The organism is Vibrio sp. PSi01, assembly GCF_054960695.1.
This window is the reverse complement of the sequence record NZ_JBHNYN010000004.1, coordinates 22,756-37,927: the sequence shown is the minus strand read 5'-3', so window position 1 is coordinate 37,927 and position 15,172 is coordinate 22,756. Positions and strand designations below refer to the sequence as shown.

The 15,172-nt window shown below is 43.3% G+C and carries 12 protein-coding genes; 7 read left to right on the top strand and 5 right to left on the bottom strand.

The genetic code is table 11. The features are described 5' to 3' along the window. The first annotated feature begins 69 nt into the window (after positions 1–69). The gene (locus ACFI6G_RS07370; RefSeq protein WP_462710204.1) at positions 70–1,818 is read left to right on the top strand and encodes a formate--tetrahydrofolate ligase; all 1,749 of its coding nucleotides are present in this window, start codon (positions 70–72) and stop codon (positions 1,816–1,818) included. Between the two features lie 254 nt (positions 1,819–2,072). Continuing rightward, positions 2,073–3,977, top strand: a complete 1,905-nt coding sequence (locus ACFI6G_RS07365) for a sensor domain-containing diguanylate cyclase (protein ID WP_010429468.1) — start codon at positions 2,073–2,075, stop codon at positions 3,975–3,977. Between the two features lie 65 nt (positions 3,978–4,042). On the opposite strand, the gene ACFI6G_RS07360 is transcribed toward ACFI6G_RS07365, so the two are convergent. Further along, the gene (locus tag ACFI6G_RS07360) at positions 4,043–4,648 is read right to left on the bottom strand and encodes a beta-phosphoglucomutase family hydrolase (protein ID WP_016768717.1); all 606 of its coding nucleotides are present in this window, start codon (positions 4,646–4,648) and stop codon (positions 4,043–4,045) included. A gap of 87 nt (positions 4,649–4,735) precedes the next feature. On the opposite strand from ACFI6G_RS07360, the gene arfB reads away from it, so the two are divergent. Then, positions 4,736–5,146 carry an alternative ribosome rescue aminoacyl-tRNA hydrolase ArfB gene (arfB, locus tag ACFI6G_RS07355; RefSeq protein WP_016768716.1) on the top strand — a complete coding sequence of 137 codons (411 nt, stop codon included), beginning with the start codon at positions 4,736–4,738 and terminating at the stop codon, positions 5,144–5,146. Between the two features lie 142 nt (positions 5,147–5,288). On the opposite strand, the gene ACFI6G_RS07350 is transcribed toward arfB, so the two are convergent. Beyond that, positions 5,289–5,606: a helix-turn-helix transcriptional regulator gene (locus tag ACFI6G_RS07350; protein ID WP_010429462.1), complete on the bottom strand. Its 318-nt coding sequence runs from the start codon at positions 5,604–5,606 to the stop codon at positions 5,289–5,291. Positions 5,607–5,805: 199 nt separating this feature from the next. Here ACFI6G_RS07350 and ACFI6G_RS07345 point away from each other — a divergent pair, with 199 nt between their 5' ends. Then, entirely contained in the window at positions 5,806–6,129 is a 324-nt protein-coding gene (locus ACFI6G_RS07345) for a hypothetical protein (protein WP_016768715.1), read from the top strand. Between the two features lie 108 nt (positions 6,130–6,237). Here ACFI6G_RS07345 and ACFI6G_RS07340 read toward each other — a convergent pair whose 3' ends face one another. From ACFI6G_RS07340 to ACFI6G_RS07330, 3 genes are all read right to left on the bottom strand, one after another. Further along, the gene (locus ACFI6G_RS07340) at positions 6,238–7,302 is read right to left on the bottom strand and encodes a S1 family peptidase (protein ID WP_016768714.1); all 1,065 of its coding nucleotides are present in this window, start codon (positions 7,300–7,302) and stop codon (positions 6,238–6,240) included. A 251-nt stretch (positions 7,303–7,553) separates the two neighbouring features. After that, positions 7,554–8,687, bottom strand: a complete 1,134-nt coding sequence (gene gcvT, locus ACFI6G_RS07335) for a glycine cleavage system aminomethyltransferase GcvT (RefSeq protein ID WP_010429454.1) — start codon at positions 8,685–8,687, stop codon at positions 7,554–7,556. A 447-nt stretch (positions 8,688–9,134) separates the two neighbouring features. Continuing rightward, positions 9,135–9,758, bottom strand: a complete 624-nt coding sequence (locus ACFI6G_RS07330; protein WP_010429452.1) for a helix-turn-helix domain-containing protein — start codon at positions 9,756–9,758, stop codon at positions 9,135–9,137. Between the two features lie 442 nt (positions 9,759–10,200). Between ACFI6G_RS07330 and ACFI6G_RS07325 the strand changes: the two genes are divergently transcribed. The 3 genes from ACFI6G_RS07325 to gcvP all read left to right on the top strand — a co-directional run bounded on the left by ACFI6G_RS07325 (position 10,201) and on the right by gcvP (position 14,894). Further along, positions 10,201–11,493, top strand: coding sequence for a serine hydroxymethyltransferase (locus ACFI6G_RS07325; protein ID WP_010429450.1), 1,293 nt, complete (start codon positions 10,201–10,203; stop codon positions 11,491–11,493). 51 nt (positions 11,494–11,544) lie between these two features. Beyond that, positions 11,545–11,925, top strand: a complete 381-nt coding sequence (gene gcvH / locus ACFI6G_RS07320; protein WP_004730871.1) for a glycine cleavage system protein GcvH — start codon at positions 11,545–11,547, stop codon at positions 11,923–11,925. A gap of 89 nt (positions 11,926–12,014) precedes the next feature. Then, positions 12,015–14,894 (top strand): aminomethyl-transferring glycine dehydrogenase, encoded by a 2,880-nt coding sequence (gene gcvP / locus ACFI6G_RS07315; RefSeq protein ID WP_016768711.1) that lies wholly within the window; start codon positions 12,015–12,017, stop codon positions 14,892–14,894. Positions 14,895–15,172 lie beyond the last annotated feature (278 nt).

Sequence of the window (15,172 nt, the reverse complement as noted above, 5' to 3'; positions counted from 1 at the left end):
AATTTATACAGTACTATCGCCACGCAAACGTTTACGTACCACCTTTCGGTTCTGATATAAGGATCAAATATGCTATCTGATATTGATATTTGTCGCTCAACTCCCCTTAAAAACATCAGTGAGGTTGCCAAACACGCTGGCTTACAAAATAACGAACACCAGCCACTAGGGCAATATAAGTCAAAGGTGTCTCTAACGTCACTGGAGCGTCTCGCTAACCAACAAGATGGTAAGTTGGTTGTCGTAACAGCGATTACTCCGACGCCGCTCGGTGAAGGTAAAACCGTTACCACAATCGGACTAGCACAAGGGCTCGCTAAGATTAACCAATCGGCAATGGCCTGTATTCGTCAGCCTTCAATGGGCCCAGTATTCGGCGTTAAAGGCGGTGCTGCAGGCGGTGGATATTCTCAAGTAGCCCCAATGGAACAATTAAACCTGCATCTGACTGGCGATATTCATGCTGTAACAGCTGCTCACAACCTCGCATCTGCCGCGATTGACGCACGTTTGTATCACGAGCAACGTGAAGGTTTAGGAGCTTTTGAAGCGCGCTCTGGCTTAAAAGCCTTAGATATCGATCCCAACAGAATCGTGTGGCGTCGTGTGCTCGATCACAATGACCGCGCACTTCGTATGCTCACCGTTGGAAAAAATGAAGCCGGTAAAACGATTAATGGCTTTGAGCGTGAAGACGGATTTGATATCTCAGCAGCTTCAGAGTTAATGGCAATACTCGCATTGGCGAATAACCTTCAAGACTTGCGTAAACGTATCGGTCGAGTGGTACTTGCGTATAACCAGCACGGCTTACCGCTAACGGCAGATGACTTCAGCGTTGCAGGGGCGATGACCGTAACAATGAAAGATTCTATCGAGCCTACATTGATGCAAACCCTTGAAGGCGTTCCTACGTTAATTCACGCTGGGCCATTCGCAAACATTGCACATGGCAACTCATCCATCATTGCCGATAAAATAGCATTGAAGCTTAGTGACTTTGTTGTAACTGAAGGTGGGTTCGGCTCAGATATGGGCTTTGAAAAAGCGTGCAACATAAAAGTGAAGGCGTCGAACAAGAAACCTGACTGCGCAGTTGTCGTTGCAACATTACGCGGCTTAAAGGCGAACTCTGGATTATACGATTTAAGACCGGGGAATCCCTTACCAGATTCAATTTTTAGTGATGACCAAGACTCGCTGATAGCAGGCTTTGAAAACCTTAAATGGCATATCAACAATGTCAAACAGTACGGTGTATCTATTGTCATTGCAATCAACCGCTTCCCACAAGACTCAATTCAAGAGCTAAACGCTTTAAAACAGATGATCATCGATTTTGACCCAAGTGTTCGCGTTGAAATAAGCGAAGCATTTGGCAAAGGCGGTGAAGGTGCCACTCAACTAGCGCATGCCGTCGTAAAAGCTTGCCAAGATAACAATGAGTTCAAGCCGTTGTATCAATCTGAACAGAGTTTGGAAGAGAAACTGATGGCAGTTGCTGAAGTTGGCTACAGGGCATCAAGCATTACATTATCAGATCTTGCGAAACAACAGCTTGAGGAATTTAACAAACACGGCTTTAACGGCCTATCGGTTTGCTTGGCAAAAACGCCGTTGTCTATCTCGACAGAAGCACACATAAAAGGAGCGCCGGCTCATTTTGACGTTCCTATTAGAGAATTAAAACTGTGTGCTGGTGCGGGCTTTATTTATGCTTTGTGTGGCAATGTGATGACCATGCCTGGGTTACCTGATAAACCTGCATTTATGTCGTTGGATATTGATGACAAAGGGGACATCATCGGGTTAAGTTAATCAATACAATATCTTAGTTCAATTGAGAAGCTCACCAACGATTTGCCTACTCGCCATCTAACGAATTAGCCTGTTACGAGTAGGCATCATTTAGCGTTGTTTATTATTACTTAATCAATCAATTAGCAACCCCAATTGCAAAAAGTTGCACTAAAACCATAATAATATGCAAATCTTGTTTTAAGTTCTGGGTCAAGATCACATTAAAAACCCTATAAAATATATAGTATTGCGCTGATTCTTTAAGGACAGCGATGAATACAAGTATAAAAAAGCTAATCAGTCAATTTCTGTGCACCTTATTTGCGCTAGGATTAGTCCCTGCCCTCTATATTAACTCCGAGCTTGATAGGGTCGAGGCTCAGCACGCGTTAAATATTAAACAGTCTAGCCAAAATCAAATCGAATATAGCTTCAATGAGCTTGCTGTTATTGTCGATCAAATCTCAAACTCTGTTCCTGCCATTGCCGATTCACGGACACTGCTACGCGCAATTGAAGAGCCTTCAACTATCAATAGAGAAACATTAGAAGATCTTTGGGTAATGCTGGCTCGTGGCCAACAATATTACTCTCAACTTCGCTATCTCGATCTAGAGGGTAATGAAGTTTTTCGTATAAATTACAACAATAAAAAAGCAAAGATAGTTCCAAATAACAAGTTACAAGACAAATCAGCTCGTGGTTACTTTAAAACACTTCAGCAGTTAAAAATTGGAGAAGTTAGCTCTAATGGGATTGATCTGGAGATTGAAAATGGTGAGATCGTCCACCCACTGATCCCAGCACTGCGAATAATGACGCCAGTTGCTTCAGGCAACCGTATTCTCGGATATTTTATTGCCAACCTAAACATGCTTGAAATATACGACCGCCTTCTGTATCAAATCGGCACATCGTATGCTGTTCCCGTCATACTCAACCAAACGGGGCATGTCATCATGGGGCCCGATATTGAAGAATCATTTGGACACCTTATTGAATCTCGTGCTGATAAAACTTACGCCAAGCTTTATCCAGAACTTTGGCGAGCGATTCAAGATGATCGCTCTTCAAGCTATTTTGATGGCAAAAACTGGTATTTCCATTCAAACATTAGTCCAAAAATAAAACAGTTTGAAGGGCCTATTTATATGGTTCTTCATATAAAAAATCAGCAAGTAAACAGTCAATACCAACGAGAGCAACACTCAATCCTGGTTCAGACGATTACTTTAGTTGTATTAATATCAATGATTTCAATCGGTTTCGTGCTTTGGAATATAAACCATAAAAAAAATAGTATTGAAAGCCAATTAGCCAAGGCAGCAATGAACGGTATGTCTGCATTGGTTATCACCGACAGAAACAACCGAATCATCAAGGTGAACCAAGAGTTTACTCGTGTCAGTGGCTACGAACTGGAAGATGTAAAAGGCCGCCAACCATCAATGTTTGCTTCTGGACGCTATAATCAAGAGTTTTACATTAAAATGTGGAGCGTAATTCAGAAAAAAGGCATGTGGGAAGGTGAAGTAGTCAATCGTCGCAAAGACGGGTCCTTAATTACTGAAATACTTCGAATTCAGACCATTAAAGATTCTAAAGGTGTCATCCAATTTTATGTCGCGTCTTTTGTTGATATCAGTAAACACAAAGAACTTGAGAAAAGGCTGCGAAACCTGAGTGAAAAAGATGCACTAGCAGAGTGTTGGAATCGACGTAAATTCGATCTTGAACTTCGCGATGAATGTTCCCGTGTCAACCGTTACCCAACCCGAGAGCAATCTTGCTTGGCGATCTTAGATATTGATCACTTCAAACGTATAAATGACAGGTTTGGGCACGATTACGGTGACCGCGTCATTCAAACAGTCGCTCAGGTACTACAACGTGAGTGCCGTGAAACCGATGTTGTTGCGCGCATCGGCGGTGAAGAATTTGGCATCATTCTGCCGCATACCACAACCGAAGAAGCAGAATACGTACTCAACCGTTTAAGAATCGCTGTGTGCATCGAACTGGACAACGTCGTTACCATTAGTGGTGGAATTACCAACCTAACGAACGACCCTGCCCTCAATTACAAGTGTGCTGATCTTGCCCTATACGAAGCGAAAGCTGCGGGTCGAAACAACGTATGTTTATTCCTAGACAGTGAGATGAGTGAAATCGCCTAACAGAAAATCAAGGCCGTTCCTTTAGGTTGTTAACCAAAGCGCTTGCCCACCTATTAGTAATTCATTCAACTTGGCGCAGGATAAAACTCTAAGTTATTCCCTTCGACCACAAGAATACAGTCCATGTTCGCCGCGTGAGCTGCCTGCTTACCAAGATTTGTATCTTCAAACACAACACACTGTTCCGGCTTCAAACCCATTCCAAAACAAGCATCAAGGAATGTATCTGGGTTTGGCTTGTGATTTTTAACGTCCGTGGCGGTCACTAAAATATCAAGCTTGTTTAGAATATCGGTTTTCTCTAACAATTGCTCGGCACTTTTACGTTGGCTCCCCGTCCCTACAGCGATTTTCTTACTACCCAAGTGTTCTAACAACAAAGAATACGTACAAGGAATAATATCGCCTTTGTCTTCAATAGCCGCAAATGAAGCCATCTTAAAAGTAGATACAGCCTGTGGGTCAAGCGATAAGCCATATTTACTGTTCACTTCACCTGCTATTTTATAGCTAGGCATCCCGCCTAAACTGTGCAGCCAAGATGCCTCAAAATGAAAGCCGAACTGCTCTGCCGTTTTTTGCCATGCTTGTACATGGGCAGGCATCGTATCGATCAGCGTACCGTCCATATCAAAGATTAGTCCTTCATATGCAGCCAAATCTATTTTCATCACTACTACCACTCTTTAAGAAAGTTACTGATACCATAACCAATATTCAGTATCATGACCCCATATTACCGTTCAAAATGGATGTTTATGTTACAAATCTCAAACTCTGTTTCAATTCAAGACTGGGAAATTCAGTTAACTGCGATCAGAGCACAAGGAGCTGGCGGTCAAAACGTCAATAAAGTATCCAGCGCGATACACTTGCGTTTTGACATTAACCACTCAACACTACCTGATTTCTATAAAGAAAAACTGTTAGCACATAAAGATAACCGCATCACCAAAGATGGCGTGATTATAATTAAAGCTCAACAGTATAGGACTCAAGAACAAAATCGAGATGATGCCCTATTGCGTTTGAAGGAGTTGATCTTGGAGGCGACTAAAGTGCAAAAAGTCAGAAGAGCAACTAAGCCGACGCGTGGATCTCAAAAGAGACGTTTGGAAAGTAAGAAGCAAAGAAGTACAACAAAACAACTCCGTGGAAGAGTAAGTTAGGCGATTCTAAGCCGTCTATAGAACACCACTCTACTGCAGCACAGCTCTGTTTATTCAAGTAAATCGAACCATCAACACAATCACTAATATTGAATATCTAAACATAGTAAATCAACGTTCCTTAAGAATAACTAAACCGACACTACTGCTGCTTTTTGACAGACAAAATCAGTTTGATTAACAACATTCTTTCTTCACTGCTTAACAAGCGACTCGCCGCGGCTACGTCTGCCTCTGTCGGTTGAGATGCCCCAACAACATCAAGAACGACATCCAAATCCGTTACTTTCAAGGTTCTCATAATCGAACGATATTGAGACATTTTGATATCCGCTTCACCGCGCTCGATACGTTGGTACGTTTTTAAACTCATTCCAGAACTGAAAGCTAATTTTTCTTGCGATAAATTGGCTTGTTTTCTACGTTCAATCAGCGCTATCACGATAGGTTCTTGAGACATTATCTATTCCTAAATGGACAGTTATGACCTAATTTCAGCAAGAAACAGACCATATTGACGAACAACAGTTTACATAAGCTATCAAAGGCATATTATTCGCCCTATAAAAAGCGTTATGTTTCATAAACCTTCACACATTAACCGTGATGAACGAGCAGTCTAAAAACTTGAATATTCGAGTATTGGGAAGTAGTTAAAATTGCAAATTGCGAATAAAAAAAATGTCGAATGGGAAATTGCGAGTCAATATGAATTGGCTTTTTCTTGTATCAAACAGGCTTTAAAATCAAAGTATGCGCTAAGTGAGATCAGAGCAATACAACATAGGCTTCTAACTTATAAAGAAGTATTACTTCACCAGAGTATGTTAGATGACAAGGAAATGAAGCAAGCTTTTGAAGCACTCAATTCAACAGAGAAACAGATAGTAAAGAGTGGTATCAAGACAATTAACGATACTGTTAAAGAGATCGATGAGATCATTGAGAAATACGGCAGGAAATCGACCCTAGAATTGAACTAACAGAGAAGGTTTGAGCTACCATCTGGGGATGGTGCATAGTCGACAGAAAAAGCGAACAACAGGTAAGTCGACGATATCCAGAGACATCATGTCGACTTACACATTACATTAAGTTCTGCGTGATAGAGTAGATCTCAAGCCTGCAAGCAACATCAGCATCCCGAGCAATCCAAATGAAACACTACCACCACTGCTACCAGAGCCAGTCGATGTATGTGCATTCACATAAGCTGTTCGCTTAGCATCAGTAGAAACGAACTTAGCGGTTTCAGTACCAGCAATAACACTGTCAATCCAAGCTTCATAGTCTTGGATTTCCGTAAATACAGACGTTACGGTTGAATTTCCACCACAAGTATCTGGTCCAAAGCTGGTAATACCAACTTGTCTATAATCAGCACCATCTTTCCAATACACTGGGCCGCCTGAATCGCCTTGACACGTACCACCGTACAAACCAGAAGTAGCCCTGTCACCAACAAAACAGATTTGATTATTAGTTAACGATGAACCGTCAGTAAAGGCTAAAGCACAAGTAGCGTTGTCTACGTAATTCAAGTCAGCCTTCTGCAACAAAGTTGTCCCGTCAAAGCCTGATCGTGTATCACCATGCCCAACAGCAACAAAGTCATTAACACCAACACGGTAACTCTCATCGGAAGGACGCTTAACCACATCGTTAACTGAATCGATATTAAGTGCGCTTTCTAACTTAAGAATAGCAACATCATTGCGTAATAGATCACTCAACGCATTTGAATAATCACTGCGATAGTAAACTTCTGAGACTCGCGCTTTTTGAATATTCCCATTAGGAAACTGAGAAGTATCTTCAATTTGAGGAACGACAACCGTAAATAACTGCCCTTCTTCATTGCCGTAAATACAGTGTGCTGCCGTCAGAATATGCGTTGGATCTAAAATTGTTGCTCCACAGTATGGGCCTGTAGAGTAAACACCGTCATAATCAATACGATCAATGAACAAGCTCGCCATCGAAGGGAAATCAGTTACTGATGCATTACTGCCATTCACAATATAAGGTGTTACACCTGCATCAGGAGTAATTTCGAACGCACTTTCCGTTGCCATTACACTGGATGTGTAAATCAATGGTACTAAAAGTCCTAAAACGGCCTTACGAACCGGGCTCATTGTATGGTTCACATTCATAGTTAACTCCTTGTAACCCCTACCACTTATACACAAAAATGATGAGTCGCCACCATAACACGCCATAACCATCAGTATAGTAAGTATTTATAACGAAATGGTCACACATCTCACTATTTAAGCTGATTTTCGAACCAAGCTGAGTGGATTAGATACGCTCCAAATAACAAAAAAGCCCATTGTCTTATTTCTCCATCCAGAGAAAACACAATAGGCTTTTTGTCAATGTGGAATAATTCTCTCAGAAGAGATTAGCCACGATAATAACGCTGAGGTACAAACGGCATTTTTTCTACTGTCATTGGTAGCTTCTTACCACGAACTTCAGCGAATACTTCAGTACCGATAACTGCTAGGTCAGTGCGAACGTAAGCCATAGAAACTGGCTTACCAGCGTTAGGACCCGCAGTACCACTTGTTACTACGCCAATCTTGTTGTCTTCAGCATCAAACAACTCAGCGCCTTCACGTACTGGCGCTTTAGTCTGACCAACAAGACCAACACGCTTACGTTGTACGTCTTTCGTTGCGATTTGCTCAAGGATGATATCAGCGCCAGGGAAACCGCCAGCACGTTCACCGTCAGTACGACGCACTTTTTGGATACCCCATAGAAGGCTAGCTTCTACTGGTGTTGTCGTTGTATCTAGATCGTGACCATATAGGCAAAGACCACACTCAAGACGAAGTGAATCACGAGCACCAAGGCCGATCCACTCAACTTCAGCTTCTGAAGTCAGCTTACGCGCTAACGCTTCTGCGTGATCGTTCGGTACAGAGATCTCGTAGCCATCTTCGCCCGTGTAACCACTACGGCTCACGATGCATTCAACGCCATCGATATCGACTTTTTGAACGTCCATAAAAAGCATATCTGCAACACTAGGTTGGAAACGAGCAAGAACTTCAGACGCTTTAGGGCCTTGAAGTGCTAATAAAGCGCGATCATCAATAACTTCAATTTCCACGTCAGCTGGAAGGTGCGCCGTTAGGTGGTCGATATCTTGTGTCTTGCATGCTGCGTTAACAACAACAAACAGGTGGTCACCTAGGTTTGCCACCATCAGGTCATCCATAATGCCACCCTGCTCGTTAGTAAAGAACGCGTAGCGCTGCTTACCAGAAGGAAGGTCAATAATATCTACAGGAACCAAAGATTCTAAGACAGCAGCTGCGTTTTCACCATGAAGACGAAGTTGCCCCATGTGAGAAACATCAAAAAGACCGGCAGCATCACGAGTGTGTAAGTGCTCTTTCTTTACACCTAATGGATACTGAACTGGCATGTCATAGCCAGCGAAAGGAACCATTTTTGCGCCCTCTTCAACGTGAAGTGCATGCAGTGGTGTTTTTAGTAGGTCTTGATTTGCGTGTTCTTGAGTCATTTTATTCTCCATGAAGCGTTGCAGGCTTTCCTAAATCGAATCTGCCGCTTATATCTCTATTTAGAGTCGCCCTAACGATAGTGATTACCGTTAGAAACAGTAGATAGTAAAAAGTGATGTCTTTTATATAGGTTTATAAAGCTAGCGTTATAAAAACAGACAGCAGTACAAAAACTCTACAACTCACTTTCTAAGAATTCACTTCAGTAAACTTCAATCAACATGAGTAAACCGTGTTCACTATAATAAACAAGGCTGAGTCAGTTTTACACCCTTAACAAGATTAAAACAGCTCAAAATGTGACATTTAACAATTTAAAAACAATTATTCGATGCATACAAAAACGCGATATTGATGATTTTCACATCAATATCGCGTCATTTGGCAAACGTTAGAAACAAAAGCAAACGTTTGCATCCACTATAAGAAATTCGATCTTTGTTAATTTATTTTGCTGTCACCCACAAAATGAGCGCGTCTTCTGCGCTAGTCGAGATAAGCATGTGACCCATATTGGCATCGTAATACATGCTATCACCTTCACTCATAGGCACCGGTTCGTAGAATTCTGAGTAGAACATCACATCGCCGGAGATAATCATTAAGAACTCTTCACCGTCGTGACGAACCCAATCATTGTACTCTTCAAAAGTACGAGCTCTCACGCGGCTCTTAAATGGCATCATCTTCTTATTAGACAGCTCTGTTGCAAGCAGTTCATGCTCGTATGTTGGGGTTGGATGAGGTTTACCCTGACCGACTTTAGTTAAATCTCGCCGACCTGTTGCAACTTTTTTTCTAGGTGGTTCAAATAGTTGCGGCATATCTATTTGCAAACCCATCGCTAATTTTTGCATAGCTTGAAAGGTTGGCGAAATTTGTTCGTTCTCGATTTTACTGAGCGTAGAACGAGCTAAGCCAGTACGCTGACTCGCCTCTTCTAGCGTAATCCCAAGCTTGCTGCGAATATCTTTAATACGCTGACCGAGCCTAAGTGGTTCAATATTCTGGTCTAACGTTTCTTTCGCCAACGTTAAAGATGGGTACTCATCATAAATGTCTTCTGACATAGGTCCCTCATTAATTTCTTACTTCCTGTCTATTAAACTCATTGTTGCATGAAGCGCTTTGTTGATTAAAGAGCGCACACAGAAATAAAGCGTGCTCCCCGTAGCAAAACCAGAAAAGTTGTTTCCTATTGGAAATTTTTGTTGAAAATTGAATTTAACGGAGCTATGTTATCGACTTGTTAGATGAAGAGATGCTACTTCAGCTTGCTGCAAATGATAAATTTAACATTTGTAAGAGCTGTTTTTACCCGAACTTTTTTGGGAAACAATTCGTGCTGCATTGACCCTACAACGATCGCTTAGACGCTGTAAGAGTATATTTATAACGCTATTCACGTTTATTTATACCTATAATAGCGCAAACGATACCGATGCAGAAATCAACGTAAGACCTAATGGACTATAAAAACAATCACCATTAGCTTAATGAAAGGTCTCGACAATGAACGCTTACCAAAACCATAGCTTAGACAGTTTTTTCTCTACAAACCTATCTGGTACTGACGATGCTGTATTTGCTGGAATCCAAGCAGAGAACACTCGTCAAAACGAACAAATCGAACTTATTGCTTCTGAGAACATCGTTTCTAAAGCAGTAATGCAAGCTCAAGGCACTTGCCTAACCAATAAATACGCGGAAGGTTATCCAGGCCGTCGTTACTACGGTGGTTGTGAGCACGTAGATACCGTTGAATCTATTGCGATTGAACGCGCTAAACAGCTGTTCAAATGTGAATACGTAAACGTGCAGCCTCACTCTGGCGCTCAAGCAAACGGAGCAGTTAAACTTGCGCTACTTCAACCTGGCGACACTATCCTAGGTATGTCTCTAGACGCTGGTGGTCACCTTACACACGGTGCACGTCCTGCAATGTCGGGCAAGTGGTTCAACGCAGTACAATACGGTGTAGACCGCGATACTCTAGAAATCGATTATGAAGCGGTACGCGCTTTAGCTATCGAAAGCCAACCTAAAATGATTATTGCTGGTGGTAGTGCTATCCCACGCGTTATTGATTTTGCCAAGTTCCGTGAAATCGCTGACGAAGTTGGCGCAATCCTAATGGTAGATATGGCACACATCGCGGGCCTCATCGCAACAGGTGCTCACCCTAGCCCACTACCACACGCACACGTTGTTACTACAACAACTCACAAAACACTTCGTGGCCCACGCGGCGGTATGATTCTTACTAACCACGAAGACATCAACAAAAAGATCAACTCTGCAGTGTTCCCTGGCCTTCAAGGCGGCCCACTAATGCACGTTATCGCGGCTAAAGCTGTGGCGTTTGGCGAAGCTCTTGGCCCAGAATTTAATACTTATATTGATTCAGTGATCGACAACGCAAAAGTTCTCGCTGAAGTGTTGCAAACTCGCGGTTGTGACATTGTGACTGGCGGTACAGACACGCACCTGATGTTGGTTGACCTTCGCCCTAAGGGCTTGAAAGGTAACGTAACTGAAGAAGCATTAGAACGTGCAGGGATCACATGTAACAAAAATGGCATACCATTCGATACAGAGAAGCCTATGATTACTTCTGGTATCCGTTTAGGTACGCCAGCTGGAACCAGTCGTGGTTTTGGCACTGAAGAATTCAAACTTATCGGTGAATGGATCGGTGATGTACTTGATGGCTTAGTTGAGAGCCCTGAAGGCAACGCTGAAGTTGAGCAACGTGTTCGCAAACAAGTTAAAGAGCTTTGCAAGCGCTTCCCTCTTTACCGTTAAACCGTTTTTAAGATTTAAATTAAAACCTCATAAATTTTTGGAGAATAAGCAATGGACAATACACTAAAGTTTGCAGACAGCCACGAGTGGGTAAAAGACAACGGTGACGGTACTGTGACTATCGGTATTTCTGAGCACGCTCAAGAAATGCTAGGTGACGTTGTGTTTGTTGACCTGCCTGACACTGGAGACGAAATAGAAGCTGGTGAAAGCTTCTCTCTCGTTGAATCAGTGAAAGCAGCTTCTGATATCTACGCACCAATCTCTGGCGAAATCGTAGAAATCAACGAAGAATTAGAAGATAGCCCTGAGTTAATTAACGAAGAATCTTATGAAGGTGGCTGGATTGTTAAAGTGAAGATGTCTGATGCGTCTGAACTAAACAACCTTAAAGATGCGGAAGAATACCTAAGCTCTATCGAAGAAGATTAATAGGTAACCTCATTACGATAAAGCTGCTCTTGTGAGCAGCTTAATTTTAGGGGCTAGCTCACGGCTCCAGAGAGAAAGTAGAACATATCATGACTGAATTACTTCAAAGCCAATTACTGAAAGACCTGGGTACTCAAAACGAGTTTGTTGCTCGTCATAACGGCCCTAATAAAGCAGACCAGCAAAAAATGCTTGAAGCGATCAACGCGACTAGCTTAGACGCACTGATCGATGAAACGGTTCCTGCACAAATCCGTCTTGAAAAACCAATGACACTTGCTGCGCCACTGAGCGAAATGGACATGCTGACCTCTCTTAAGGAGATCGCGAACCTAAACCAAGTAAAACGTACTTTCATTGGCCAAGGCTACTACAACACATTCACTCCAAACGTTATTCTGCGTAACGTTTTAGAGAACCCAGGCTGGTACACAGCTTACACACCATACCAACCAGAGATTTCTCAAGGTCGTCTTGAAGCTCTACTAAATTACCAACAAATGGTAATGGATCTAACAGGTATGGAAATCGCGAACGCATCCCTTCTTGATGAAGCGACAGCGGCTGGCGAAGCAATGACACTGTGTAAGCGTGCTGGCAAAAGCAAGAGCAAAGTATTCTTCGTTGCTGACGATGTTCACCCTCAAACACTAGAAGTTGTTAAAACTCGTGCTGAGTACATCGGTTTTGAAGTAATGGTTGGCGCTCTTGAAACACTTCCTGAGCAAGACGTATTTGGTGCGCTTCTTCAATACCCGAGTACAACGGGTGAAGTTCGCGACTTAACAGACATCATTGCTAAAGCTCAAGCTAACAAAACACTGGTAACAGTTGCTACTGACCTACTTGCTTCAGCTCTACTCAAGCCAGCTGGCGAAATGGGCGCAGACGTAGTCATCGGTTCAGCGCAACGTTTCGGCGTTCCTATGGGTTACGGCGGTCCACACGCTGCATTCATGGGTACTCGTGAAAAGCATAAGCGTACAATGCCAGGTCGTGTAATCGGTGTATCTATCGATACTCACGGTAACCAAGCACTACGTATGGCAATGCAAACTCGTGAGCAACACATCCGCCGCGAGAAAGCGACATCGAACATCTGTACAGCTCAAGCACTTCTAGCAAACATGGCGTCTTTCTACGCGGTTTACCACGGTGCAGAAGGCCTACGCACTATTGCTCGTCGTACACACCACATGACAGCTATCCTAGCGGCTGGCCTGACTAAAGCGGGTTACGAGCTAACAAACAACAGCTTCTTCGATACCATCACGATCAACTCTGAAGAGAAGACAGATGCACTGTATGCGAAAGCACAAGCAGCAGACATCAACCTTCGCCTTCTCAAGGGTAAAATCGGTATCAGCTTAGATGAAACTACAACGATCGACGACGTGAACTCACTGTTTGCAATCTTCGACGTGAAAGAAGACGTTCAAGCACTATCTTCTGACATTGCATCAAACGAGTTTGCAGCAATTCCAGAAAACTGCCGTCGTGAATCAGAGTTCCTAACTCACCCAGTATTCAATACGCACCACAGCGAAACGCAAATGATGCGTTACCTAAAACAGCTTGAGAACAAAGACTTCTCACTAACGCACGGCATGATCCCACTGGGCAGCTGTACGATGAAGCTGAACGCTGCTGCTGAGATGATTCCAGTAACATGGCCTGAGTTTGGTTCAATTCACCCATTCGCACCTCTAGAGCAAGCAGCTGGTTACACAGCGCTAGCGAAAGATCTTAAAGAGAAGCTATGTGAAATCACTGGTTACGACGATTTCTCACTACAGCCTAACTCTGGTGCATCTGGCGAATACGCAGGTCTAATCGCAATTCAACGTTACCATGCAAGCCGCGGTGAAGCTCACCGTAACGTTTGTCTGATTCCAAGCTCTGCGCACGGTACTAACCCTGCAACAGCATCAATGGTTTCAATGAAGGTAGTGGTTGTTAAGTGTGATGAAGATGGCAACATCGATATGACAGACCTAGCAGCGAAAATTGAGAAGCACAAAGAAAACCTATCAAGCATCATGATCACTTACCCTTCTACGCACGGCGTATACGAAGAGCAAGTGAAAGAAGTGTGTGAACAAGTACACGCAGCGGGCGGTCAGGTTTACCTAGACGGCGCGAACATGAACGCTCAAGTAGGCTTAACTTCACCTGGCTTCATCGGTTCAGACGTATCTCACTTGAACCTGCACAAAACATTCTGTATCCCACACGGTGGTGGCGGTCCGGGTATGGGTCCTATCGGCGTTAAATCGCACCTAGCACCTTTCCTACCAGGTCATATCGAAAACGGTGTACAAGGTTCTGACTACGCGGTATCAGCAGCAGATTTAGGTAGTGCTTCAATCCTACCTATCTCTTGGGCTTACATCGCAATGATGGGCGAACCTGGCCTAACAGACGCGACTAAAGTTGCGATCCTGAACGCGAACTACGTGATGGAAAAACTACGTCCTCACTACCCTGTTCTTTACCGTGGCACTAACGGCCGCGTAGCACACGAATGTATTATCGATATTCGTCCGCTTAAAGAAGACACAGGTATCAGCGAAGAAGATATTGCTAAGCGTCTAATGGACTTCGGTTTCCACGCTCCTACGATGTCTTTCCCAGTAGCGGGCACACTAATGGTAGAGCCAACTGAATCAGAAGATTTAGAAGAGCTAGACCGTTTCTGTGAAGCGATGATCGCAATCCGTCACGAAATGGCAGCTGTGAAAGCGGGTGAATGGCCACTAGACAACAACCCTCTAGTGAACGCACCGCACACACAAGTTGACCTTTCAGGCGCAGAATGGGATCGCCCTTACTCTCGCGAACTGGCTTGCTTCCCATCGAAAGCAACTAAGAACTCGAAGTACTGGCCAACAGTTAACCGTGTAGACAACGTATACGGCGACCGTAACCTAATCTGTTCTTGCCCAAGCATCGATAACTACGAAGACTAATTCGTAGCGGCGCTAAGCAGCGAAACATAACAAAGGCGAACCAAACGGTTCGCCTTTTTGTTTTCCGAAATTCACGGTAAACAAATGCATTGACCTTACCGTAAGGGAAAGGTTTAAGGTTGATCTAAACCAACATTGAATTAGGAAATGATTATGGGATGTTGTAACAAAGCGCCAAAAGGTGGAGCCCCTCTTGGCCTGCTTCTAAAAGTCACGCTTGGGATTGGGTTATTTGTGTTTCTGCTGGCGTTGTGGCAGTAGAAGCTAATGTAACTAGG